Below are 23,517 nucleotides of genomic sequence, written 5' to 3'. Positions count from 1 at the left end.
ACAACGCGCGCATGGCAACGACGAACGACCTCAAGAACGGCATGGTCCTCAACATCGACGGGCAGCTCTGGTCCGTGGTGGAGTTTCAGCACGTCAAGCCGGGCAAGGGCCCCGCCTTCGTGCGGACCAAGCTCCGCAACGTCGAGTCGGGCAAGAACGTCGACAAGACCTTCAACGCCGGCACCAAGGTCGAGACCGCCACGGTCGACCGTCGCACCATGCAGTACCTCTACAACGACGGCACGTCGTTCGTCTTCATGGACGTCCAGTCCTACGACCAGCTCGAGGTCGCACCGGAGATCGTCGGCGACGCGCAGAACTTCCTGCTCGAGAACCAGGAGGTCATCGTCGCGACGAACGAGGGCCGCGTGCTCTTCATCGAGATGCCCGCCTCCGTCGAGCTCGTCATCACCTTCACCGAGCCCGGCCTCGCCGGCGACTCCGCCACCGGCCGCACCAAGCCGGCGACGCTGGAGACCGGTCACGAGATCCAGGTGCCGCTCTTCATCAACGAGGGCGAGAAGGTCAAGGTCGACACCCGCGACTCCTCCTACCTGGGACGCGTCAAGTCCTGATGTCGGCTCGTTCCACGGCGCGGTCCAAGGCCCGCAAGCGCGCGCTCGACGTCCTCTACGCCTCCGACATGCGAGGCGAGTCGCCGGTCGAGGCGCTCGACCGGGCGATCGCCGAGGGCGAGGCTCCGACCAACCCCTACACCGCCACGCTGGTGCGCGGCGTGGTCGAGCAGCAGGCACGCATCGACGGCCTGCTGCGGGACTACGCCGAGGGCTGGACCCTCGAGCGGATGCCCGCGGTGGACCGCAACGTGCTGCGCCTGGGCCTGTGGGAGCTGCTCTACGCCGAGGACGTCCCGGACTCGGTCGCGATCAGCGAGGCGATGGCGCTCGTGCGCGACCTGTCGACCGACGAGTCGCCGCAGTTCGTCAACGGCGTGCTGGGCAACCTCTCGCGGAACAAGGCGAGCCTGGACTGAGGTCCCGCCAGGGGTTGCCAGTGCCGGCCGAGGCCGGCTTGACCGTCGCGCCATGCTGGCGCGATGAGCAACGAGCAGCAGCAGGTGCACGAGGTGGACCTCGTCGTCGTCGGCCTCGGGCCCGGCGGCGAGGCCCTGACCACCGGCGCGGCGCGGGCCGGCCTGTCGGTGGTCGCGGTCGACAAGCGCCTCGTCGGCGGTGAGTGCCCCTACTACGGGTGCATCCCGTCGAAGATGATGCTCCGCGCCGCCGGCACCCTCGCCGAGGCACGACGCGCGGGGACGCTGGCCGGTGACGTCGATGTGACCCCGTCCTGGGCGCCGGTCGCGCGCCGCATCCGCGAGGAGGCCACCGACGACTGGGACGACACGGTCGCGGTCCGCCGGCTCGAGGACGCCGGCGCGACGGTGCACCACGGCACCGCCCGCCTCGACGGGGTACGCCGCGTGGCGGTCGAGCTCCGCGACGGCTCGACCCGGACCTACACGGCCCGGCGCGGCGTGGTCCTCAACCCCGGCACCCGTCCCGCGGCGCCACCGGTGCCCGGCCTGGAGGGCACGCCGTTCTGGAGCAACCGCGAGGCGCTGGAGGCGACCGAGGTGCCGGCCTCGCTGGTGGTGCTCGGCGGCGGGCCGATCGGCTGCGAGCTGGCGCAGGTCTTCGCGCGGTTCGGCAGCCGGGTCACCGTGCTCCAGCACAACGAGCGGCTGCTGCCCCACGACGAGCCCGAGGCGTCGGCCGCCCTCGAGCGGGTGCTCGTCGAGGAGGGCGTGCGGGTGGTCACCGGCGCGGAACCCACCAGGGTCGAGTGGGCCGACGGCGGCTTCACGGTCGTCGTGGGGGAGGAGCGGGTGACGGGCGACCGGCTGCTCGTCGCCACCGGGCGCACGCCGAACCTGGACGGGCTCGGCCTCGACACCGTCGGGCTGGACCCGTCCGCGCGGAGCGTCGAGGTCGACGAGCGGCTGCGGGCGGCCGAGGACCTCTGGGTCCTCGGCGACGTGACCGGGCACGGCGCCTACACGCACGTGTCGATGTACCAGTCCGCGATCGCGCTGCGCGACGTGCTCGACCAGGACGGGCCGCCGGCGGCGTACGCAGCGGTGCCGCACGTGACCTTCACCGACCCCGAGGTGGCCGGCGTCGGCATGACCGAGCAGCAGGCGCGCGCCGCCGGTCTGCAGGTGCGTACCGGCTCGACCGACCTGGCGTCGTCCTCGCGCGGGTTCGTGCACGGTCCGGGCGCGGCCGGCCTGGTCAAGCTCGTCGAGGACGCGGAGCGGGGCGTGCTCGTCGGCGCGACCGTGGTCGGCCCGGCCGGTGGGGAGGTGCTGCACGCGCTCGCGGTCGCCGTGCACGCGGCCGTGCCGGTCGAGCAGCTGCGCACGATGATCTGGGCCTACCCGACGTTCTCCCGCGCGATCGAGTCCGCCCTGGCCGACCTGGGTAACTGACCCGTGTGACCGACCTGCACGAGCACGCCCGCCGCGCCGACGCCAGCCCCTGGTTCGACCGGGCGGTGCGGGTGGGGCTCGTCGCCTACGGGACGGTCTACGTCGTCATCGCCTGGCTGGCCGTCCAGCTCGCGCTCGGTGACCGGCAGGGCGAGGCGTCGACCAGCGGCGCGGTGCGCGAGCTCGCGCAGCAGCCGTTCGGCGAGGTGCTCGTCTGGCTGGTCGCGATCGGCATGTTCCTGCTCGTCCTGTGGCGCGCGTTCGAGGCGGCCGTCGGCCACCGCGACGAGGATGGCGTGACCCGGCTGCGCAAGCGGCTCACCTCCGCCGGCAAGGCGGTCGTGTACGCCGCGATCGGGGTCAGCGCCGTCCGCATCGCCACCGGCTCCGGCGGCGGCTCCGGTGGCGGCTCCGGTGGCGGCTCCGGTGGCGGCTCCGGTGGCGGTGGCGGTGGCGGTGGCGGGGGCGGCGGGAAGTCGTCGGAGGAGACCTTGACCGCGACGCTGATGAACCTGCCGCTCGGCCAGGCGATCGTGTTCCTGGTCGGCCTGGCGATCATCGGCTACGGCGTCGCGCTCGTCGTCCGTGCCTGCACCGACAAGCTGAAGAAGGACCTCAGCGCCCAGGGCCGCAGCGGCGACACCGGCACGGCGTACGTCTGGCTCGGCCGGGTCGGCCACGTCGCCAAGGGCATCGCGCTCGGGATCGTCGGCGGGCTCTTCTGCTACGCCGCCGCCACGCACGACGCGAAGAAGTCCGGCGGGCTCGACGAGGCGCTGAGGGAGGTGCTCGAGCAGCCGTTCGGCCCGGTGCTGCTCGTGCTCGTCGGCGTGGGGATCGGTTGCTACGGGCTGTTCACCTTCGCCCAGGCCCGGCACCTGTCGCGATGAGCGCACCCGTCGAGGTCGACATCGTCGTCCTGGGGCTCGGCGCCGGCGGCGAGCACGTCGCGATCAAGCTGGCCCGCGAGGGGCTCGAGGTCGTGGGTGTCGAGAAGGACCTGGTGGGCGGTGAGTGCCCGTTCTGGGGCTGCACCCCTTCGAAGCTGATGATCCGCGGCGCGCACGTCCTGGCCGAGGCCCGGCACGTCGACGAGCTCGCCGGGCGGGCCACGGTCGAGCCGGACCTGGCCCCGACCGCGCGCCGGATCCGCGAGGCCAACCACGACTGGAGCGACGACGGGCACAGCCTGCCGCTGCAGGAGGCCGGCGTGCGGCTGGTCCGCGGCGCTGGCCGCCTCGACGGACCGGGCCGGGTGGTCGTCGAGACCACCGACGGGGCCCGGGTCTACGTCGCCCGGCGCGGCGTCGTGCTCGCGACCGGCACCGAAGCGGACGCCCCACCGGTCCCGGGCCTGGCCGGCGCGCCGTACTGGACCAACAAGGAGGTCGTCCACGCCACCGCCGCCCCCGCGCGCCTCGGCGTGCTCGGCGGCGGACCGATCGGGGCGGAGCTGGCGCAGGCGTTCGCGCGGTTCGGCTCCGCGGTCACGCTGCTCGAGGTGGGGCGGCGGTTGCTCGGCCCCGAGGAGCCGGAGGCCAGCGAGGCGGTCACCGCGGCGTTCACCCGCGAGGGGATCGACGTGCGCGCCGGGGTGGAGGTCGAGCGGGTCGAGCACCGCGCCGGGGAGTTCCGCCTCTCGCTGCCCGGCGGCGAGGTGGTCGTCGACGAGTTGCTCGTGGCCACCGGGCGGCGGGCGAACCTGCACGGCATCGGCCTGGAGACCGTCGGGCTCGACCCGGACGCCGGCCGGGTCGAGGTCGACGAGCACCTCCGCGCCGGCGACCGGCTCTGGGCGGTCGGCGACGTGACCGGGGAGGGGCCGTTCACCCACGTGGCGAAGTACCAGGCCGTCGGCGTCGTCGCGGACGTGCTCGGCCGCGGGGTGCGCCCGGCCGACTACCGCGCACTGACCCGCGTCACGTTCACCGACCCCGAGGTGGGCGCCGTCGGTCTCACCGAGCAGCAGGCCCGCGACGCCGGCGTCGACGTGCGGGTCGGGCTCGCCGACGTGCCTCGCTCCAGCCGCGGCTGGATGCACGGCCCGGGGAACGAGGGCGTCGTCAAGGTGGTGGCCGACGCCGAGCGCGGCGTGCTCGTCGGCGGCACGGTCGTCGCGCCGTACGGCGGCGAGGTGATGGGGCTGCTGTCGACCGCCATCCACGCCGAGGTCCCGGTCGAGGTGCTCCGCGGGATGCACTTCCCGTTCCCGACCTTCCAGCGCGCCGTCGAGACCGCGCTGCGCCGCCTGGACCTCTGAGCACCGGTGACCTGCGCGGACGTGTGACCGGCGGCCGGCGGGGGAAGGAGCCTCGGAGCACTGACCGAGACACCGTGACCGAGCGGTCTCGACGACGGAGGAAGCCCGGATGAGCCAGCCGCAGGACCCCTACCAGCGGACCGACCAGCACGACCTCTCCGACACCAGCGACCGGCTCTACACGCCCGAGGAGCTGGGGGCGTACGCCGCCGGGCAGCGCGCCGCCGCCGACCCGCTGACCGACCCGCTCGCGGACCCGTTGTCCGACCCGATCGCCCCGCCGGCTGCTGACCCCGCGGGGGACCAGCGGCACAACACCCGCGAGGTGCCGCAGGTCCCTCCGCACGCGAGCGCGCCGCCGACGGCACCGCCGACGGCACCGCCGACTGCACCGCCGGCGGGGCCGCCGCAGGCGAACCCGTGGCCGATCAGCCCGCCGCCGGCCGCGCCGCCCGCCGCAGCCCCCGCGGCGCCGCCGGCCGCACCGCCCGCCGCGCCCCCCGTCGTACCTCCCGTCGAGGCGGCGCCCGGTCAAGGGGGCAGGCAGGCGGGCGACCACCAGGCCGAGCCGCGCCGGTTCATGACCGCGACCGACTTCCTCGACCGCCGCGCGGACGAGGTCGACCACGGCCCGGCGACCTGGGGCTGGCGCGGCAAGGTCCGGCGCTGGAGCGGTGGGCTGATCTCGCCGCGGATGGGGCCGGCCGAGACCGATCACGAGAACGACCGGCGCACCATCCAGCGCGACTTCGAGGGTCCCCGCACGATCGCGTTCATCAACCCCAAGGGCGGCGCCGCGAAGACGACCGGCGTGCTGGCGGCCGGCTACACGTTCGGCACGGTCCGCGGTGGCGGCGTCGTGGCGTGGGACAACAACGAGACGCGGGGGACGCTCGGGATCCGCGGCACCCGCAGCACCCACCGCAACACCACGCGGGAGCTGTTGGAGGACCTCAACCGGTTCAGCGACGTCTACCAGTCGCGGATCGGCGACCTGGGGGCGTTCGTCCGGTCCCAGGGCGACGCCCACTTCGACGTGCTGGCCTCCGACGAGCGGCCCGACGTGACCGGCATGATCCGGGCGCAGGACTTCCAGGCGGTGCACAAGCTGCTCGAGCGGTTCTACCGGGTGATCCTCGTCGACACCGGCAACAACATGCGGGCCGAGAACTGGCTGGCCGCCGCCGACGCCGCGGACCTGCTCGTCGTGACCAGCACCGTCCGCGAGGACACCGGCTACTCCGGCCTGTGGATGCTCGACGCGCTCCAGGACGCGGGCTACCAGGACCTCAAGCACAAGACCGTCACCGTTCTCTCCGACCCCTCCGCCCAGGTCGACAGCAAGCTGGCCCACGACCTGGTGCAGGTCTACGAGCAGCGGACGCGTGCGGTCTACCGCGTCCCGTACGACCCCGCCCTCGTCTCCGGCTCGGTCGTCCCCTACGCCTCGCTCTCCGAGGCCACCCGCCGCCAGTGGCTCAAGGCCTGTGCGGGCATGTCCGCCGCGCTCTGACCCGTGCGCTCCGGTCCGCCGGTCCGCCGGTTGGTCGTGAGGTTCATCGGCCCGCCGATGAACCTCACGGTCCGCCGCTGAAATTTCATCGGGGGACCGTCAGTTCCATCGGCCCGCCGATGAAGCTGGCGGCCGCCCGCCCCGTCCGGATCCGGACGCAGGAAGGGGTCGGGATGGGCGATGATGCACGCGTGTCTCGGACCACCACCCTGGCCCGTCCCGGCCAGCCGGATCTGGTGACCAGCAAGCCGGTCGTCGGTGACTACCGCTGGGACGGCAAGCGGTGGCGGCGGTGGACCGGGCGGCGCTGGGCGTCGGCGGCCTACTCCGCCGACCTGGCCGCCCTGCACCGGCCCGAGCGGTTCGACCTCGGCCGCCGGATCGCCGAGTCCCAGCGCCAGCGGGTGCTCGACCTCGCCGTCGAGCGGCAGGTGCTCGACGAGGGCGCCTCGGTTGTCCACGCCGGGCCACACGGCACCGTGCTGGCGTACAAGCGACCGGTGTCGCACCTCGCCCACGCCATCGGCACGCTGGTGACCGGCGGCCTGTGGGTCGTGGTCTGGCTGGTGTGCGCCATCGCCCGCTCCGAGGACCGCGTCCGCCTCGAGTGCGACCCCTGGGGCCACGTCTGGGCGCTGCGGGCCACCAGCCGCTGACCCCGTCGTGCAGCCGCGGCGGCGGATGTCGGTTCATCCAGGTATGCAGACGAACCAGCAGCGACCAGCCGAGCTCAGTCCTTCGCGGCACCCCACCCGTGCCAACGGTCGACGGTCATCCAGGCGCTGACGCGGGGCGACTCGCGGTCGGGGTAGGGCCGGCCGCCGTAGTGGGTGCTGCACCGGTCGATGTCGACCAGGCCCTCGTCGTCGCGCATCTCGGTGACGCGGCCGAGAAGGGAGACGTGGGTGTACCAGCTCGCCTCGTCGAGCACCGACAGCGAGACGCGGGGGTCGCGGCGCAGGTGCGCCAGGCGCACGCGGGTGGCGTCCATGTTGAGCAGGACGCGGTCGTCGTCCTCGAGGAGGTACCACGTGGGCACCGTGACCGGTGTCCCGTCGGAGCGCAGGGTGGCGACGACGGCCGGGTTCGGCTTGAGCAGCAGCGCGCGGACGTCGTGAGGGAACGGCAGCTCGGGCATGGATCCTCCTGGTCGCGGGTTACCGGGTGAGGAGCATCCCGTACCCAGCGACACCACAGCGAGGAAGAGCATGCGCGCAGTCGTCTACCGCCAGACCGGTCCGTCGAGCGTCCTGGAGGTGGTCGAGCGCGACGTGCCGGAGCCGGGGATCGGCGAGGTGCGGGTGCGGCTGGTCCGCGCGGGGGTCAACCCGACCGACTGGAAGTTCCGTGCCGGGATGATGAGCGGGCACGACGAGGTCACGCCCGGCATGGACGGCGCCGGCGTGGTCGACGCGGTCGGCCCGGACGTCGTCGGGTTCGCCGTGGAGGACCGGGTCTGGGTGTTCCTCGCCCAGCACGGCCGGCCGCACGGCACGGCCGCCGAGCACGTCGTGCTGCCCGCGACGCAGGTCGTGCACCTCCCGGTCGGGGCGTCGTACGACGTCGGCGCGGCGCTCGGCGTACCGGCCGTCACCGCGCACCGCGCGCTCACCAGCGGCGAGGACGTCGACCGGCTCGCCCCGGGGGCGCTCGAGGGGCGCACGGTGCTGGTCGCCGGGGGAGCGGGGGCGGTCGGCAACGCGGCGATCCAGCTGGCCCGCTGGGCCGGAGCGACCGTGCTGACGACCGTGAGCAGCGACGAGAAGGGCGCGCTGGCGATCGCCGCAGGCGCCCACCAGACCGTCAACTACACCGTCGGCGACCCGGTCGCCGAGATCCGCAAGCTCGCGCCCGAGGGCGTCGACCTGGTCGTCGAGGTCGCCCCGGCGCAGAACAACGACCTCGACCGCGCCGTCACCCGCGTCCGAGGCACGATCGCGATCTACGCCAACAACGGCGGCGACGAGTTCTCGATCCCGGTGCGGGAGACGTTCTCGAAGAACCTGCGGTACCAGTTCGTGCTGCTCTACACCCTCGGCGAGGACCTGCTGCGGGCCGCGGCCGAGGACGTCACCGCAGCGCTGAAGGACGGCGCGTTCGCGGTCGGCGAGGACGCCGGGCTGCCGGTGCACCACCTCCCGCTCGAGGAGACCGCCGCGGCCCACGACGCCGTCGAGCAGGGTGCCGTCGGCAAGGTCCTGCTCGACATCGCCGAGGAGTGAGCCCGCCGGCGCTGGTAGGGTCGCCGCCGTTCGACATCCTTTAACGAGCCGTCCCGTGAGGCGGAGAAGGAGGTCATGGCACCCGTGCCTGCCCAGCCCGAAGCCCCTCCCGGCGCCACGCCGGAGCCCGGCCGCGTCGTCCTCGACGCCCGCGACATCGCCCGCGCGTTGACGCGCATCTCCCACGAGATCCTCGAGCGCAACAAGGGCGCCGGCGACCTCGTCCTCCTCGGCATCCCGAGCCGCGGCGTGCCGCTGGCCGAGCGGATCGCCGAGCGCATCGCCTCGGTCGAGGGGTACGACGTGCCCACCGGCTCGCTGGACGTCACGATGTACCGCGACGACCTGCGCCTGAAGCCGGCCCGCGCGCTGCTCCACACCGAGATCCCCGAGGAGGGCATCGACGGGAGCACCGTCGTCCTCGTCGACGACGTGCTCTTCTCCGGCCGCACGATCCGCGCCGCCCTGGACGCCCTCAACGACCTCGGCCGGCCGCGCGCCGTCCGGCTGGCCGTGCTGGTCGACCGCGGCCACCGCGAGCTGCCGATCCGCGCGGACTTCGTCGGCAAGAACCTCCCGACCTCGCTGGTCGAGCGGGTCAAGGTGACCCTGGCGGGGATCGACGACGTCGACGCGGTGACGATCCACGGCGAGCCCGGCACGCCCGGCGCACCGGCGGGGGAGCGCCCGTGAAGCGCCACCTGCTCAGCGCCGCCGACCTGAGCCGCGACGACGCCGAGCTGGTCCTGCAGACCGCCGCGGAGCTCCGCTCACTCGCCGACCGGCCGATCAAGAAGCTGCCCGCGCTGCGCGGCCGCACGGTGGTCAACCTCTTCTTCGAGGACTCCACCCGCACCCGGATCTCCTTCGAGGCGGCCGCCAAGCGGCTCAGCGCGGACGTCATCAACTTCTCCGCGAAGGGCTCGAGCCTGTCCAAGGGCGAGAGCCTCAAGGACACCGCGCTCACGCTGGAGGCGATGGGCGCGGACGCGGTCGTCGTCCGCCACGGCGCCAGCGGCGCGCCGCACCGGCTCGCCCACTCCGGCTGGGTCCGCTCCAGCGTCGTCAACGCCGGCGACGGCACCCACGAGCACCCCACCCAGGCGCTGCTCGACGCGTTCACGCTCAGCCGCCACCTGGGCCGGGGGAAGGCCGGCAGCCTCGACGGCCGCCGCGTCGCGATCGTCGGCGACGTCCTGCACAGCCGGGTCGCCCGGTCCAACGCGCTGCTGCTGGCCACGCTCGGCGCCGAGGTCACGCTCGTCGCGCCGCCCACCCTGCTGCCCGTCGGTGTCGACAGCTGGCCGGTCGAGACGTCGTACGACCTCGACGCGGTCATCCCGAAGGCGGACGCCGTGATGATGCTGCGCGTCCAGCGCGAGCGGATGAACGGCGGGTTCTTCCCGACGCCGCGGGAGTACTCCCGTCGCTACGGCCTCGACGGCCGCCGGATGGCCACGCTGCAGGACCACACGATCGTGATGCACCCCGGCCCGATGGTCCGTGGCATGGAGATCAGCGCCGACGTCGCCGACTCCGACCGCTCCGTGATCGTCGAGCAGGTCACCAACGGCGTCGCCGTGCGGATGGCCGTCCTGTACCTCCTCCTCGGGGGAGCCCAGCCCGGAGGAGAAGAGTGAGCACGAGCTACCTGGTCAAGAACGTCTCGGTCCTCGGCGGCGAGCCCACCGACCTGCTGCTGCGCGACGGCGTCGTCGCCGAGGTCGGCGCCGGGCTCGAAGCCGACGACGCGGAGGTCGTCGACGCGACCGGCCTGGTCGCGCTGCCCGGCCTGGTCGACCTGCACACCCACCTGCGCGAGCCGGGCCGCGAGGACGCCGAGACCGTCGAGTCCGGCACGCAGGCGGCCGCGCTGGGCGGCTTCACCGCCGTCCACGCGATGGCCAACACCGAGCCGGTCGCCGACACGGCGGGCGTCGTCGAGCAGGTCTGGCGGCTGGGCCGCGAGGCCGGCCACTGCGACGTCTACCCGGTCGGTGCCGTGACCGTCGGCCTGCAGGGCGAGCGGCTCGCCGAGCTCGGCGCGATGGCCGACTCCGCCGCGCGCGTGCGGGTCTTCTCCGACGACGGGAAGTGCGTGAGCGACGCGGTGCTCATGCGGCGGGCGCTGGAGTACGTCAAGGCGTTCGACGGCGTCGTCGCCCAGCACGCCCAGGAGCCGCGGCTGACCGAGGGCGCCCAGATGAACGAGGGCGAGCTCTCCGGCCGGCTGGGGCTCACCGGGTGGCCGGCGGTCGCGGAGGAGGCGGTCATCGCCCGCGACTGCCTGCTCGCCGAGCACGTGGGGTCCCGCCTGCACGTCTGCCACGTCTCGACGGCCGGCTCGGTGCAGATCGTCCGCGAGGCCAAGGCGCGCGGCGTCGACGTCACCGCCGAGGCCTGCCCGCACCACCTGATCCTCACCGACGAGCTCGCCGCGACGTACGACCCGATCTACAAGGTCAACCCGCCGCTGCGCACCCGCGCCGACGTCGAGGCGCTGCGCGCCGGCCTCGCCGACGGCACGATCGACGTCGTCGCCACCGACCACGCCCCGCACCCGCACGAGGACAAGGACTGCGAGTGGGCCGCCGCGGCGTTCGGCATGCTCGGCCTCGAGACCGCGCTGTCGATCGTGCAGGAGACGATGGTCGACGCCGGCCTGCTGGACTGGGCGGGCGTCGCCGAGCGGATGTCGTACGCCCCGGCCCGCATCGGCCGCGTCGCCGACCACGGGCAGCCGCTCGAGGTCGGGGCACCGGCGAACGTCGTGCTCTACGACCCCTCGGTGCGCCGGACCGTCGACCCGGCGCAGTCGGCGAGCCTGAGCCGCAACACGCCGTACCGCGGGATGGAGCTGCCCGGCCGCGTCGTCGCCACCTTCCTGCGCGGGCGGCCGACGGTGCTGGCCGGTGCGCTGGTCTGACCTCGACCTCCCCGACCTCCCGGTCAGGGCCGGCCTCCCGGCACTGACCGAGGCGCTGCGCGAGCGCTCGGCAGCCGTCCTCTGGGCGCCGCCGGGCAGCGGCAAGACCACGCTCGTGCCGCCGGCGGTCGCCGCGCTGGGGCCCGGCCGGGTCGTCGTCACCCAGCCCCGCCGGATCGCCGCCCGGGCGGCAGCCCGGCGCCTGGCCGGGCTGCTCGGCGAGCCGGTCGGGCAGACGGTGGGGTACGCCGTGCGCGGCGAGCGCCGCTCGTCCCCGGCGACCCGGGTCGAGATGGTCACCACCGGCGTGCTGCTGCGCCGGCTCCAGCGCGACCCCGACCTGCCGGGCGTCGCCGCCGTGGTGGTCGACGAGGTGCACGAGCGGGCGCTCGACGCCGACCTGCTGCTCGCGCTGCTCGTCGACGTCCGCGCCCACCTGCGTGACGACCTGCGGCTGGTCGCCATGTCGGCGACGATCGAGGCCGAGCGCACCGCGGCCCTGCTCGGCTCGCCGCCCGTGCCGGTGGTGGAGGTGCCCGGTGCGCTGCACCCCGTCACGACGACGTACGCCGCTCTCCCGCCGGCCGTGCGCCGGCTCGACGACCGCGGGGTGACGCCGGCGCTCCTCGACCACGTGGCCGCGACCGTCCGCCGCGCGCTCGCCGAGCAGCCCGGCGACGTGCTGGCCTTCCTGCCCGGCGTGGCCGAGGTCGACGGCGTGGTGCGGCGGCTGGCCGGTGCTGGGCCCGGTCTCGGGGCCGACCTACGTCCGCTGCACGGCCGGCTGCCCGCCGCGGAGCAGGACCTGGCGCTCACCCCGGGGCCGCGCCGTCGGGTGGTCGTCTCCACGGCGGTCGCCGAGTCCTCGCTGACCGTCCCGGGCGTGCGCACCGTGGTCGACGCCGGCCTGGTGCGGCAGCCGCGCACCGACCACCGCCGCGGCCTCGCCGGGCTGGTGACCGTGCGGGTCAGCCGGGCCGCCGCCGACCAGCGGGCCGGCCGCGCCGGGCGCGAGGGACCGGGGGCGGCGTACCGCTGCTGGGCGGAGGCCGAGCACGCCCACCTGGCCGCCCACCCCGAGCCGGAGATCGCGGTCGCCGACCTGACCGGCCTCGCGCTCGAGCTGGCGGTGTGGGGGAACCCCGACGGCGCCGGCCTGGCGCTGCTGGACCCGCCGCCCGCAGCCGCGCTCGCGACGGCCCGCCGCACGCTGGCCGACCTCGGCGCGGTCGACGGCTCCGGCGCGGTGACCGAGCGCGGCCGGGCCATTGCGCGGGTGCCCGCCGACCCGCGCCTGGCGCGAGCACTCCTGGACGGCGCGGCCATGGTCGGCGCCCGTCGGGCCGCCGAGGTCGTCGCGCTGCTGTCGGAGGACACCCGCGCGCCCGGGGGCGACCTGCTGGCCGCGTTGCGGCAGGCGCGACGCGAGCGGCCCGCGGCCTGGCGGAAGGTCGTCGCGGACCTGCAGGTGCACGCCGCGGACGCGGGTGCCGGGAGCGAGCGGATGACCGACGACCTGGCCGTCGGCGCCGTGGTCGCGCTCGCCCACCCGGACCGGGTCGCGCGGCGCCGGCCCGGGGCGGCCGACACCGCGGCGTACCTGATGGTCGGCGGGACGGGCGCGGTGCTGCCGCGCGGGTCGGGACTGGCGGGCACGGCGTGGCTCGCGGTCGGCGACGTGGACCGGAAGCCGGGGGAGCGGGACGCGACGATCCGCGCCGCGGCCCCGATCGACGAGGACCTCGCGCTCGAGGCCGCCGGCGCCCGGTGGAGCGAGGACGACGAGGTCGGCTGGACCGACGGTCGGGTGGTCGCGCGCCGGGTGGCCCGCCTGGGCGCGATCGAGCTGGCCTCCACCCCGCTCGCCCAGCCGCCGGTCGCGGGCGTCGCCGCCGCCGTGCGCGACGGGCTGCGCCAGGAGGGGCTAGCGGTGCTGCCGTGGACCGACGCGGCCCGGTCGCTGCGCGAACGGGTCGCCTTCCTCTCGCGTGCGCTCGGCGAGCCGTGGCCCGAGCTCTCCGACGAGACGCTCACCGCGGACGTCGAGACGTGGCTCGGCCCCGAGCTGGCCCGGGTCCGTGGCACCCGCGACCTCGGTCGCATCGACGTCCTCACCGCGCTGCGTCGGCTGCTGCCGTGGCCGGAGGCCGGCCGCATCGACGAGCTCGCGCCCGAGCGGCTGGCCGTGCCGAGCGGGTCGGCGGTGCGCGTCGACTACGCGGGCGAGCAGCCGGTGCTCGCCGTCCGGCTGCAGGAGACGTTCGGCTGGGCCGCCACGCCCCGGGTGGCCGACGGCCGGGTGCCGGTGCTGCTGCACCTGCTCTCGCCCGCGCGCCGGCCGGTCGCGGTGACGGCCGACCTGGCGTCGTTCTGGGAGAACGCCTACCCGCAGGTGCGCGCCGAGCTCCGCGGCCGCTATCCCAAGCACGCCTGGCCGGAGGACCCGTGGACCACGCCGCCGACGCGGGGGACGGGAAGGAACCGGCGCTCCTGAACGTTGCGCCGGGCATGACCGTCCCGCTCTCGATCCTCGACCTCGCCCCCATCGCCGACGGCGAGACCGTCACCAGCAGCATCGCCGCCAGCGTCGCGCTCGCGCAGCGTGCGGAGCAGCACGGCTACGAGCGGGTCTGGTACGCCGAGCACCACAACATGCCGCGCATCGCCTCCTCGGCGACCAGCGTGCTCATCTCCCACGTCGGCGCGCAGACCTCGACGATCCGGCTCGGCGCCGGCGGCGTGATGCTGCCCAACCACGCGCCGCTGACGATCGCCGAGCAGTTCGGCACGCTCGAGGCGATGTACCCCGGTCGCATCGACCTCGGGCTCGGCCGGGCGCCCGGCTCGGACCAGAACACGATGTACGCCCTGCGCCGCGACCCGCGCTCCTCCGAGCGGTTCCCCGAGGACGTGCTCGAGCTGCAGGCCTTCCTGGCCGGCGACTCGCGCGTGCCCGGCGTGCAGGCCGTGCCGGGCCGCGGGTCGAACGTCCCGCTGTTCATCCTCGGCTCCTCGATGTTCGGCGCCCACCTCGCCGCGCAGCTCGGGCTCCCGTACGCCTTCGCCAGCCACTTCGCCCCGCAGGCGCTCGAGGGGGCGGTCGAGGCCTACCGCCGCGAGTTCCGTCCCTCGGCGCAGCAGGAGCAGCCGTACGTCATCGCCGGCGTCAACGTCATCGCCGCCGACACCGCCGAGCAGGCCCGCGAGCACCACGCCGCCGTGCGCCGCACGCTCGCGATCGGCCTCTTCGGCAACGGCCAGGAGCTCTCCGACGTCGAGGCCGACGTGCTGCTGCGCCGCGGCGCCGGCACCCACGTCGACTCGATGCTGACCTACTCCGCCGTCGGTGCTCCCGGCGAGGTCGGCGACTACCTCCGCGCGTTCGCGGAGCGGGTCGGGGCCGACGAGCTGATCACCGCCCACCAGGCCCCGACGACCGAGGCACGGCTGCGCTCGGTCACCCTCGCGGCCGAGGCGATGGAGCGCCTGGCGGCTTGATCCGGGGCCCGTTCCCGCTCGACGTGACGGGCGCCTCGCAGGGCTGGTCCACCGCGAGGCGTGCACCGGGCCGGAGGCTCGCGCGCTGGTAGGGTCGGCGCCGTTCGACATCCTTTAACGATCCGTCCCGTGAGGCGGAGAAGGAGGTGCGGCGTGCCGACGCATGCCCCCGCGATCCTGGTCCTCGAGGACGGTCGCAGCTTCACCGGAGAGGCCTTCGGAGCCCCCGGCGAGACGTTCGGAGAAGCGGTCTTCAACACCGGCATGACCGGCTACCAGGAGACGCTGACCGACCCGTCCTACCACCGCCAGGTGGTCGTCATGACCGCCCCGCACGTCGGGAACACCGGCATCAACGACGAGGACCCCGAGTCCCGCCGGATCTGGGTGGCCGGGTACGTCGTCCGCGACCCGGCCCGGGTCCCCTCGAGCTGGCGCAGCCGCCGCACGCTCGACGACGAGCTGCGCGAGCAGGGGGTCGTCGGCATCAGCGGCGTCGACACCCGTGCGCTCACCCGCCACCTGCGCGAGCGCGGCGCGATGCGCGTCGGCATCTCCACCACCGAGACCGACCCCGCGGCCCTGCTGGAGCGCGTGCGCGCGTCGTCGGAGATGACCGGCCTCGAGCTGGCCGACGAGGTCACCACGCCGGAGGCCTACGTCGTCCCGGCGCAGCCCGGTCCCTGGGGCGAGAAGCGGTTCACCGTGGCCGCCCTCGACCTCGGCATCAAGACGATGACGCCGCACCGCATGGCCGAGCGCGGCATCGAGGTGCACGTGCTGCCCGCCACCGCGACGCTCGACGACGTCCTCGCCGTCCGGCCCGACGGGCTCTTCTACTCCAACGGCCCCGGCGACCCGGCCGCGACGACCCACCAGGTCGAGGTGCTCCAGGGCGCGCTGGCGCAGGAGGTGCCGTACTTCGGCATCTGCTTCGGCAACCAGCTCTTCGGCCGCGCGCTGGGTTTCGGCACCTACAAGCTCACGTACGGCCACCGTGGCATCAACCAGCCGGTCATGGACCGCACCACCGGCAAGGTCGAGGTCACCGCCCACAACCACGGGTTCGCCGTCGACGCCCCGCTCGAGGGCAGCACGACCACCCCCTACGGCGAGGCGAGCGTCAGCCACGTCTGCCTCAACGACGACGTGGTCGAGGGCCTCGAGCTGCGGGACGCGGCCGGGGCGCTGAAGAGCTTCTCGGTGCAGTACCACCCCGAGGCGGCCGCCGGTCCGCACGACGCGGCGTACCTCTTCGACCGCTTCGTCGACCTCATGTCCGACCGGACCGCCGGCCAGACCGACCGGAAGGGCGCCTGACATGCCCAAGCGCACCGACATCTCGTCCGTCCTGGTCATCGGCTCGGGGCCGATCATCATCGGCCAGGCCGCGGAGTTCGACTACTCCGGCACCCAGGCCTGCCGCGTGCTGCGCGAGGAGGGCCTGCGGGTCGTCCTGGTGAACTCCAACCCGGCCACGATCATGACCGACCCCGAGTTCGCCGACGCCACCTACGTCGAGCCGATCACCCCGGAGTTCGTCGAGAAGGTGATCGCCAAGGAGCGCCCCGACGCGCTGCTGGCGACCCTCGGCGGGCAGACCGCTCTCAACACCGCGATGGCGCTGGACCGCGACGGCGTGCTGGACAAGTACGGCGTCGAGCTGATCGGCGCCAACATCGAGGCGATCGACCGCGGCGAGAACCGCCAGGTGTTCAAGAAGATCGTCGAGGACCTCGGCGGCGAGTCCGCCCGCTCAGCGATCTGCCACTCGATGGAGGACTGCCTGGCGGCGGTCGAGGAGCTCGGCTACCCGGTCGTCGTGCGCCCGTCGTTCACCATGGGCGGCACCGGCTCGGGCATGGCGTACGACGAGACCGACCTGCACCGCATCGCCGGCGCCGGCCTCGACGCGAGCCCGACCACCGAGGTGCTCCTGGAGGAGTCGATCCTCGGGTGGAAGGAGTACGAGCTCGAGGTCATGCGCGACACCGCGGACAACGTGGTGATCATCTGCTCGATCGAGAACCTCGACCCGATGGGCGTCCACACCGGCGACTCGATCACGGTCGCGCCGGCGATGACGCTGACCGACCGCGAGTACCAGGAGATGCGCGACCTCGCGATCGGCATCATCCGCGCCGTGGGCGTCGACACCGGCGGCTGCAACATCCAGTACGCCGTGAACCCGGCCGACGGCCGCCTGGTCGTCATCGAGATGAACCCGCGGGTCAGCCGCTCGTCGGCCCTGGCCTCGAAGGCGACCGGCTTCCCGATCGCCAAGATCGCGGCGAAGGTAGCGATCGGCTACACCCTCGACGAGATCCCCAACGACATCACGACCCGCCCCGACGGCCACTCCACGCCGGCCAGCTTCGAGCCGACGCTGGACTACGTCGTGGTCAAGGTGCCGCGCTTCGCGTTCGAGAAGTTCCCCGGTGCGGACCCGACGCTGACCACGCACATGAAGTCGGTGGGTGAGGCGATGGCGATCGGTCGGAACTTCACCGAGGCGCTGCAGAAGGCGCTGCGGTCGTTGGAGAGCCCGAACGCGGTCTTCGACTGGCACCAGGAGTGGGTCGACCTCGACAAGGACGCGATCCTGGCGTCCATCCGCACGCCGCACGACGGGCGGCTCCGCGAGGTCATGGACGCGATCCGCGCCGGCGCCACGCCGGAGGAGATCTTCGACGCGACCGGCATCGACCCCTGGTTCCTCGACCAGCTCGCGCTGATCAACGAGATCGCCGCCGAGGTGACCGCCGCCGCCGAGCTCACGCCGGACCTGCTGCGCCGCGCCAAGCGGCACGGCTTCTCCGACGTCCAGATCGGCAAGATCCGCGGCATGTCGCCCGACGTCGTCCGCGGCGTCCGGCACGCGCTGGGCATCCGCCCGGTCTACAAGACCGTCGACACCTGCGCCGCGGAGTTCGCCGCGGCCACGCCGTACCACTACTCCTCCTACGACGAGGAGACCGAGGTCGCGCCGCGCGAGAAGCCGGCCGTCATCATCCTCGGCTCCGGCCCGAACCGGATCGGCCAGGGCATCGAGTTCGACTACTCGTGCGTGCACGCGTCGCTGGCGCTCGGCCAGGGCGAGGGTGGCGCGGGCTACGAGACCGTGATGGTCAACTGCAACCCCGAGACGGTCTCGACCGACTACGACACCTCCGACCGGCTCTACTTCGAGCCGCTCACCCTCGAGGACGTCCTCGAGGTCGTCCACGCCGAGCAGGCCGCCGGCCCGGTGGCCGGCGTCATCTGCCAGCTGGGCGGCCAGACCCCGCTCGGGCTGGCCCAGGGCCTGGCCCGCGCGGGGGTGCCGGTGGTCGGCACCTCCCCGGACGCGATCGACCTGGCGGAGGAGCGCGGCGCGTTCGGCCGGGTCCTCGCCGAGGCCGGGCTGACCGCTCCCAAGCACGGCACGGCGACGTCGTACCCCGAGGCGCAGCGGATCGCCAACGAGATCGGCTACCCGGTGCTGGTGCGGCCGTCGTACGTCCTCGGCGGCCGCGGCATGGAGATCGTGTACGGCGACGAGGCCCTCGAGACCTACCTGGAGAAGTACGTCGCCGCGGGGCTGATCTCGCGGGAGGCGCCGGTGCTGGTCGACCGGTTCCTCGACGACGCGGTCGAGATCGACGTCGACGCGCTCTTCGACGGCGAGGAGCTCTTCCTCGGCGGCGTGATGGAGCACATCGAGGAGGCCGGCATCCACTCCGGCGACTCTTCCTGCGCGCTGCCGCCGATCACGCTGGGCGCCCGCGAGATCGCGCGGATCCGCGAGGCGACGGAGGCGATCGCCCGCGGCGTCGGCGTGCTCGGCCTGCTGAACATCCAGTTCGCGCTCGGCTCGGACATCCTCTACGTGCTCGAGGCCAACCCGCGCGCGTCGCGGACGGTGCCGTTCGTCTCCAAGGCGACCGCGACCCCGCTGGCCAAGGCCGCGGCACGGATCATGCTGGGGGAGAGCATCGCCGAGCTGCGCGCGCTCGGGCTGCTGCCCGCGACCGGCGACGGCGGCACGCTGCCCGCCGACCAGCCGATCGCGGTCAAGGAGGCGGTGATGCCGTTCAACCGGTTCCGCACCCCCGACGGCGCGCAGGTCGACACCGTCCTCGGCCCGGAGATGAAGTCGACCGGCGAGGTCATGGGCTTCGACCGCGACTTCGGCACGGCGTTCGCCAAGTCGCAGGCCGCGGCGTTCGGCCCGCTGCCCACCGAGGGCCGGATCTTCGTGTCGATGGCCAACCGCGACAAGCGGTCGATGATCTTCCCGGTCAAGGTCCTCGCCGACCTCGGCTTCGAGATCCTCGCGACCGCCGGCACCGCCGAGGTGCTGCGCCGCAACGGCGTCGCCGCCACCGTCGTGCGCAAGCACTTCGAGGGCCCGGGCGCGGGCGGCGAGAAGACCACCGTGCAGCTCATCCTCGACGGCGAGGTGCAGATGGTCGTCAACACGCCGTACGGCGCCGGCGAGGGCCAGGCGCGCCTCGACGGCTACGAGATCCGCACCGCCGCGGTCCGCGCGAACGTCCCGTGCATCACCACCGTGCAGGGGCTCGGCGCGGCCGTCCAGGGCATCGAGGCCGCGCGGCGCGGCGACATCGAGGTCCGCAGCCTGCAGGAGTGGGCGAGCCGGTGACGGCGTACTCGCTGCTCTTCGACCACGTCGCGACGCGGGTCGACGCGGAGAGGGCCCACCACCTGGGCTTCCGCGCGGTCCGGGCGGGTGCGGCGGTGGCGTCCCGGCTGCCCAGGCCGGGGCAGCCGGTGCCGGCGCTCGGCCTGACGTTCCCGAACGTCCTGGGGGTGGCGGCCGGCTTCGACAAGAACGCCGTCGGCATCGACGCGCTGGCCGCGCTCGGCTTCGGCCACGTCGAGGTCGGCACGGTCACCGGTGAGGGGCAGCCCGGCAACCCCAAGCCGCGGCTCTTCCGGCTCCCGGCGGACCGTGCGGTGGTCAACCGGATGGGCTTCAACAACGACGGCGCCGAGGTGGTCGCCCGCCGGCTGGCCGAGCGCGCCGCGCGGGTGCAGGGCCGTGCGGGCGGGCCCGTCCTCGGCGTCAACATCGGCAAGACCAAGGTCGTGCCCGACGACGACCAGGCCGCGGTGGAGGCTGACTACGCCAAGAGCACCCGGCTGCTGGCGCCGTTCGCGGACTACCTCGTGGTCAACGTCAGCTCGCCGAACACGCCGGGCCTGCGCAACCTCCAGGCGGTCGAGAAGCTCCAGCCGCTGCTCGAGCACGTCCGCCGGACCGCGGACACCGTGACCTCCCGGCGGGTGCCGCTGCTGGTCAAGATCGCCCCCGACCTCGCCGACGACGACGTGCTCGCCGTGGCCGACATGGCGCTGGCGATCGGGCTGGACGGGATCATCGCGACCAACACGACGACCTCCCGCGCCGGGCTCGCCAGCCCGGACGCCGTGGTCGAGGCGATCGGCAACGGCGGCCTGTCCGGTCGCCCGGTCCGCGAGCGGGCGCTCGAGGTGACCCGCCTGCTGCGCGGCCGCCTCGGCGCGGGCACGACGATCATCGGCGTCGGCGGCATCACCACGCCCGAGGACGCCCGGGCCCGGCTGGAGGCCGGCGCGGACCTCCTCCAGGGCTACTCCGCGTTCGTCTACGAGGGGCCGCTGTGGCCCCGTCGCATCGTCGCCGGTGTCGCACCGGTGGGGGCGGGGTGAAGGCTCCGCTCCACACCACCGGTGAGGTGCTGTCCAGCAAGCGGGTCGGCGCCTACCAGCACCTCACCGTCGTCGCGCCGGGCGTCGCCGAGCGGTTCCGTCCCGGCACGTTCGTCGCGGTCTCCGTCGACGGCACCCGCCTGGCCCGCCGCGCGCTGTGGATCCACGGCGTCCGGGCGGTGGGTGGCCACGGACCGGCGCTCCAGCTCGTCGTCGAGCCGGTCGGCCCCGGCACCCGCTGGCTCGCCGAGCGCCCCGTCGGCGCCCGGCTGGAGCTGACCGGCCCGCTCGGCCGGGCCTTCGCCCTCCCGAAGGAGCCGGTCGCCACCCTGCTCGTCGGCGAGGGATACGCCGCCGCGCCGCTCTTCCCGCTCGCCGAGCGGCTGCGCGAGCGCGGCTGCCAGGTCAACCTGCTGCTCGCCGCGCCCGACGAGCGGCACCTGCTGTCCGCGCTGGAGGCGCGCCGCTCGGCCCGCGCGGTGACGGTCGTGACCGCGGACGGCTCGGTCGGTCGCCGCGGCTCGGTCGCCGACGTGGTGGCGGGCGTGCTCGCCCAGGCCGCCGCCGAGGTGGTGTACGCCGCCGGGCCGGTGCCGACGCTGCACGCGGTCGCGGCGGTGGCCGAGCAGGCGGGTGCCTGGAGCCAGACGGCCGTCGAGCAGCCGCTGACCTGCGGCACCGGGCTCTGCCACGGCTGCCCGCTGCCGGTGGTCGGCGAGGACGGCGTCGCCCGCGTCGTCCGCGCCTGCACCGAGGGTCCCGTCGTCCGCGGCGACCGCGTCCGCTGGGCCGAGCTGGCCGGGACACGGCCGGGAGCCGGGGGGCCGGCGTGATCGACCTCCCGAACCCGGTCGTCGTGGCCGCCGGCTGCGGCGGCACCGGCCGCGAGCTCGCGGCGCTGGGCGCGCTCGAGGGGATCGGCGCGTTCACCACCCGCTCGCTCACCCTCAACCCCCGCGCCGGAGGCCCGGCCCCGCGGATCGCCGAGACGCCCTCCGGTCTCGTGCACAGCACCGGGCTGCCCGGGCCCGGGCTGGAGATCTTCCTCGCCACCGAGCTGCCGTGGCTGGTGCAGCAGGGCCTGCGCGTCGTCGTGTCGCTTTCGGGTGCGTCGGTCGCCGAGCACGCCGAGGTGGCCCGCCGACTGGCGCAGGCGCCCGGCATCCGCGCCCTCGAGGTCGACCTGGCCGTCCCCGACGCCCGCGCACACGGGCTGCTCGACGTGCGCGAGCCGTTCCACGCCGCCAACGTCGTCGCAGCCGTCGTCCGCGAGGCGCAGGACCTGCCGGTGCTCGCCAAGGTCCGCTCCGACGTGCTCCGCGTCGCGGAGTCCGCCCGCGTCGTCACCGACGCCGGCGCCTCGGCCGTCGTCGTCGGCGGCCCGCAGGCGGCCGCGCTGCCCGACGGCCGCCCCGCCGGGCTCAGCGGCCCCGCGGTGCTGCCCCTCGCCCTGCGCTGCGTGGGCGAGGTGCGCGCCGCCCTGCCCGGCGTACCCGTCATCGGCTGCGGTGGCATCAGCACCGCCGCCGACGCCCGGGCGTTCCTCGACGCCGGCGCGGTGGCGGTCCAGGTCGGCACCGCCCTGCTGCACGACCCCACCACCGCCGCCCGGATCGCGGCCGACCTCGCGGGAGGACCCTCATGACCACCACTCGGCTCAGCACGTTCGGGGCGCGGCTGCGCGAGGCCATGGACGAGCGTGGCCCGCTCTGCGTCGGCATCGACCCGCACGCCGGCCTGCTGGCCGAGTGGGGCCTCGGCGACGACGTCGCGGGACTGCGCCGCTTCGCGCTGACGGCCGTCGAGGCGGTGGCCCCGCACGCGGCGGCGCTCAAGCCGCAGTCGGCGTTCTACGAGCGGTTCGGCAGCGCCGGGGTCGCGGTGCTCGAGGAGGTCGTGGCCGCCGCCCGCGCCGCCGGCACGCTCGTGGTGATGGACGCCAAGCGCGGCGACATCGGCTCGACCTCGCAGGCGTACGCCGACGCCTACCTCGACCCGGCGTCGCCGCTCGGCTCCGACGCGGTGACGGTGAGCCCGTTCCTCGGCTTCGGCTCGCTCGACCCGTTCGTCGACGCCGCCCGGCGCCACGGTGGTGGGCTCTTCGTGCTCGCGCTGACGTCCAACGAGGAGGGGCCCGAGGTCCAGCACGCCCGCCTCGAGGACGGCTCCACCGTCGCCGGCCGGGTCCTGGACCACCTGCGCCGGCTCAACGCGGGCGCGGACCCGCTCGGGTCCTTCGGTGCGGTCGTGGGCGCCACCATCGGGGAGACCGAGGAGGACCTCGCGTTCCACGGGCCGATCCTGGCGCCCGGGTACGGCGCCCAGGGCGGCACCGCCGCCGACGTGCGCCGCATCTTCGGCACCGCGGCCGCGAACGTCCTGGCCAGCTCCTCGCGCGACGTGCTCCGCAAGGGACCGGACGTCGCGGCCATGCGCGACGCCGTGCGGGCCGCCACCGACGAGCTCGCGGCGCTGCGGTCGTGACCCGCGCGCGCCGCCTCCTCGCCGGCGGGTTCCTGCTCCTGCCGCTCGCCGTCGGCTGCTCGGAGGACCCCTTCGACGCCTACTGCGAGGTGGTCGAGGAGGAGCGGCCCGACCTCTCCGAGGCCGTCGCCGCCGGCTCGCCGACCGCCCTGATCGAGGCGCTGCCCAGCCTCGAGGCGCTCGAGGACGCCGCGCCGCGCGACCTGCGCGACGAGTGGGACCTCGTCGTCGGCCGGGTGCGCGAGCTGCGCGACGCGCTCGAGGACGCCGGCGTCGACCCCGCGGCGTACGACGCCGAGCGCCGCCCCGCGGGTGTCAGCGACGAGCAGGACGCCCGGATCGACGCCGCCGCCCGCCAGCTGGTCTCCGGCGCCACCGTGACGGCGCTGGCCGGCATCCAGCAACAGGCCCGCGACGTGTGCGGGACCCCGCTGACGCTCTGACGCGACGGGTGGCGGCGGTCGTCGGCCG

At 74.6% G+C, this 23,517-nt stretch carries 21 protein-coding genes; 20 read left to right on the top strand and 1 reads right to left on the bottom strand.

The genetic code is table 11. From position 1 onward, the window contains the following. Positions 1–11 precede the first annotated feature (11 nt). The 7 genes from efp (at position 12) to H7344_RS06020 (ending at position 6,878) form a co-directional block, all read left to right on the top strand. Positions 12–575, top strand: a complete 564-nt coding sequence (gene efp / locus H7344_RS06050; protein ID WP_186345135.1) for an elongation factor P — start codon at positions 12–14, stop codon at positions 573–575. Then, on the top strand, positions 575–994 hold the full coding sequence (nusB, locus tag H7344_RS06045) for a transcription antitermination factor NusB (protein WP_186345134.1): 420 nt from the start codon (positions 575–577) through the stop codon (positions 992–994). The genes efp and nusB overlap by 1 nt, the downstream gene beginning before the upstream one ends. A 63-nt stretch (positions 995–1,057) precedes the next feature. Beyond that, positions 1,058–2,449: a dihydrolipoyl dehydrogenase family protein gene (locus H7344_RS06040; RefSeq protein WP_186345133.1), complete on the top strand. Its 1,392-nt coding sequence runs from the start codon at positions 1,058–1,060 to the stop codon at positions 2,447–2,449. A gap of 5 nt (positions 2,450–2,454) precedes the next feature. Next, a complete protein-coding gene (locus H7344_RS06035; RefSeq protein ID WP_186345132.1) occupies positions 2,455–3,339 on the top strand; it encodes a DUF1206 domain-containing protein in 885 nt (294 codons plus the stop codon). Beyond that, on the top strand, positions 3,336–4,709 hold the full coding sequence (locus H7344_RS06030; RefSeq protein ID WP_186345131.1) for a dihydrolipoyl dehydrogenase family protein: 1,374 nt from the start codon (positions 3,336–3,338) through the stop codon (positions 4,707–4,709). The genes H7344_RS06035 and H7344_RS06030 overlap by 4 nt, the downstream gene beginning before the upstream one ends. A 109-nt stretch (positions 4,710–4,818) precedes the next feature. Then, positions 4,819–6,222, top strand: coding sequence for a MinD/ParA family ATP-binding protein (locus H7344_RS06025; protein ID WP_186345130.1), 1,404 nt, complete (start codon positions 4,819–4,821; stop codon positions 6,220–6,222). A gap of 191 nt (positions 6,223–6,413) precedes the next feature. Then, the gene (locus tag H7344_RS06020; protein ID WP_186345129.1) at positions 6,414–6,878 is read left to right on the top strand and encodes a hypothetical protein; all 465 of its coding nucleotides are present in this window, start codon (positions 6,414–6,416) and stop codon (positions 6,876–6,878) included. A gap of 74 nt (positions 6,879–6,952) precedes the next feature. Here the strand turns inward: H7344_RS06020 and H7344_RS06015 are convergent, their stop codons facing one another. Then, on the bottom strand, positions 6,953–7,360 hold the full coding sequence (locus tag H7344_RS06015) for a PPOX class F420-dependent oxidoreductase (protein WP_186345128.1): 408 nt from the start codon (positions 7,358–7,360) through the stop codon (positions 6,953–6,955). A gap of 70 nt (positions 7,361–7,430) precedes the next feature. Here H7344_RS06015 and H7344_RS06010 point away from each other — a divergent pair, with 70 nt between their 5' ends. From H7344_RS06010 to H7344_RS05950, 13 genes are all read left to right on the top strand, one after another. Continuing rightward, on the top strand, positions 7,431–8,444 hold the full coding sequence (locus H7344_RS06010; protein ID WP_186345127.1) for an NADPH:quinone reductase: 1,014 nt from the start codon (positions 7,431–7,433) through the stop codon (positions 8,442–8,444). Positions 8,445–8,519: 75 nt separating this feature from the next. Beyond that, on the top strand, positions 8,520–9,137 hold the full coding sequence (gene pyrR, locus H7344_RS06005; RefSeq protein WP_186345126.1) for a bifunctional pyr operon transcriptional regulator/uracil phosphoribosyltransferase PyrR: 618 nt from the start codon (positions 8,520–8,522) through the stop codon (positions 9,135–9,137). Beyond that, positions 9,134–10,084 carry an aspartate carbamoyltransferase catalytic subunit gene (locus tag H7344_RS06000; protein ID WP_186345125.1) on the top strand — a complete coding sequence of 317 codons (951 nt, stop codon included), beginning with the start codon at positions 9,134–9,136 and terminating at the stop codon, positions 10,082–10,084. Before pyrR ends, H7344_RS06000 begins: the two co-directional genes overlap by 4 nt. Then, a complete protein-coding gene (locus tag H7344_RS05995) occupies positions 10,081–11,370 on the top strand; it encodes a dihydroorotase (RefSeq protein ID WP_186345124.1) in 1,290 nt (429 codons plus the stop codon). The genes H7344_RS06000 and H7344_RS05995 overlap by 4 nt, the downstream gene beginning before the upstream one ends. Beyond that, positions 11,357–13,864 (top strand): ATP-dependent helicase HrpB, encoded by a 2,508-nt coding sequence (hrpB, locus tag H7344_RS05990; protein WP_186345123.1) that lies wholly within the window; start codon positions 11,357–11,359, stop codon positions 13,862–13,864. The genes H7344_RS05995 and hrpB overlap by 14 nt, the downstream gene beginning before the upstream one ends. Before the next feature lie 14 nt (positions 13,865–13,878). Next, positions 13,879–14,868, top strand: a complete 990-nt coding sequence (locus H7344_RS05985; protein ID WP_186345122.1) for an LLM class flavin-dependent oxidoreductase — start codon at positions 13,879–13,881, stop codon at positions 14,866–14,868. 153 nt (positions 14,869–15,021) lie between these two features. Continuing rightward, positions 15,022–16,188 carry a glutamine-hydrolyzing carbamoyl-phosphate synthase small subunit gene (gene carA, locus H7344_RS05980; protein WP_186345121.1) on the top strand — a complete coding sequence of 389 codons (1,167 nt, stop codon included), beginning with the start codon at positions 15,022–15,024 and terminating at the stop codon, positions 16,186–16,188. Position 16,189: 1 nt separating this feature from the next. After that, a complete protein-coding gene (gene carB, locus H7344_RS05975; protein ID WP_186345120.1) occupies positions 16,190–19,513 on the top strand; it encodes a carbamoyl-phosphate synthase large subunit in 3,324 nt (1,107 codons plus the stop codon). Further along, on the top strand, positions 19,498–20,562 hold the full coding sequence (locus tag H7344_RS05970) for a quinone-dependent dihydroorotate dehydrogenase (protein WP_229707080.1): 1,065 nt from the start codon (positions 19,498–19,500) through the stop codon (positions 20,560–20,562). Before carB ends, H7344_RS05970 begins: the two co-directional genes overlap by 16 nt. Next, the gene (locus tag H7344_RS21080) at positions 20,559–21,395 is read left to right on the top strand and encodes an iron-sulfur cluster-binding protein (RefSeq protein WP_186345119.1); all 837 of its coding nucleotides are present in this window, start codon (positions 20,559–20,561) and stop codon (positions 21,393–21,395) included. The genes H7344_RS05970 and H7344_RS21080 overlap by 4 nt, the downstream gene beginning before the upstream one ends. After that, on the top strand, positions 21,392–22,207 hold the full coding sequence (locus H7344_RS05960) for a tRNA-dihydrouridine synthase (protein ID WP_186345118.1): 816 nt from the start codon (positions 21,392–21,394) through the stop codon (positions 22,205–22,207). Before H7344_RS21080 ends, H7344_RS05960 begins: the two co-directional genes overlap by 4 nt. Beyond that, positions 22,204–23,046: an orotidine-5'-phosphate decarboxylase gene (gene pyrF, locus H7344_RS05955; protein ID WP_186345117.1), complete on the top strand. Its 843-nt coding sequence runs from the start codon at positions 22,204–22,206 to the stop codon at positions 23,044–23,046. The genes H7344_RS05960 and pyrF overlap by 4 nt, the downstream gene beginning before the upstream one ends. Further along, positions 23,043–23,489 (top strand): hypothetical protein, encoded by a 447-nt coding sequence (locus tag H7344_RS05950; RefSeq protein WP_186345116.1) that lies wholly within the window; start codon positions 23,043–23,045, stop codon positions 23,487–23,489. Before pyrF ends, H7344_RS05950 begins: the two co-directional genes overlap by 4 nt. Positions 23,490–23,517: the final 28 nt, after the last annotated feature.

The organism is Nocardioides deserti, from assembly GCF_014266025.1.
Classification (GTDB): domain Bacteria; phylum Actinomycetota; class Actinomycetes; order Propionibacteriales; family Nocardioidaceae; genus Nocardioides; species Nocardioides deserti.
The sequence above is the reverse complement of the archived record's forward strand: the minus strand, read 5'-3'. Positions and strand labels throughout refer to the sequence as shown.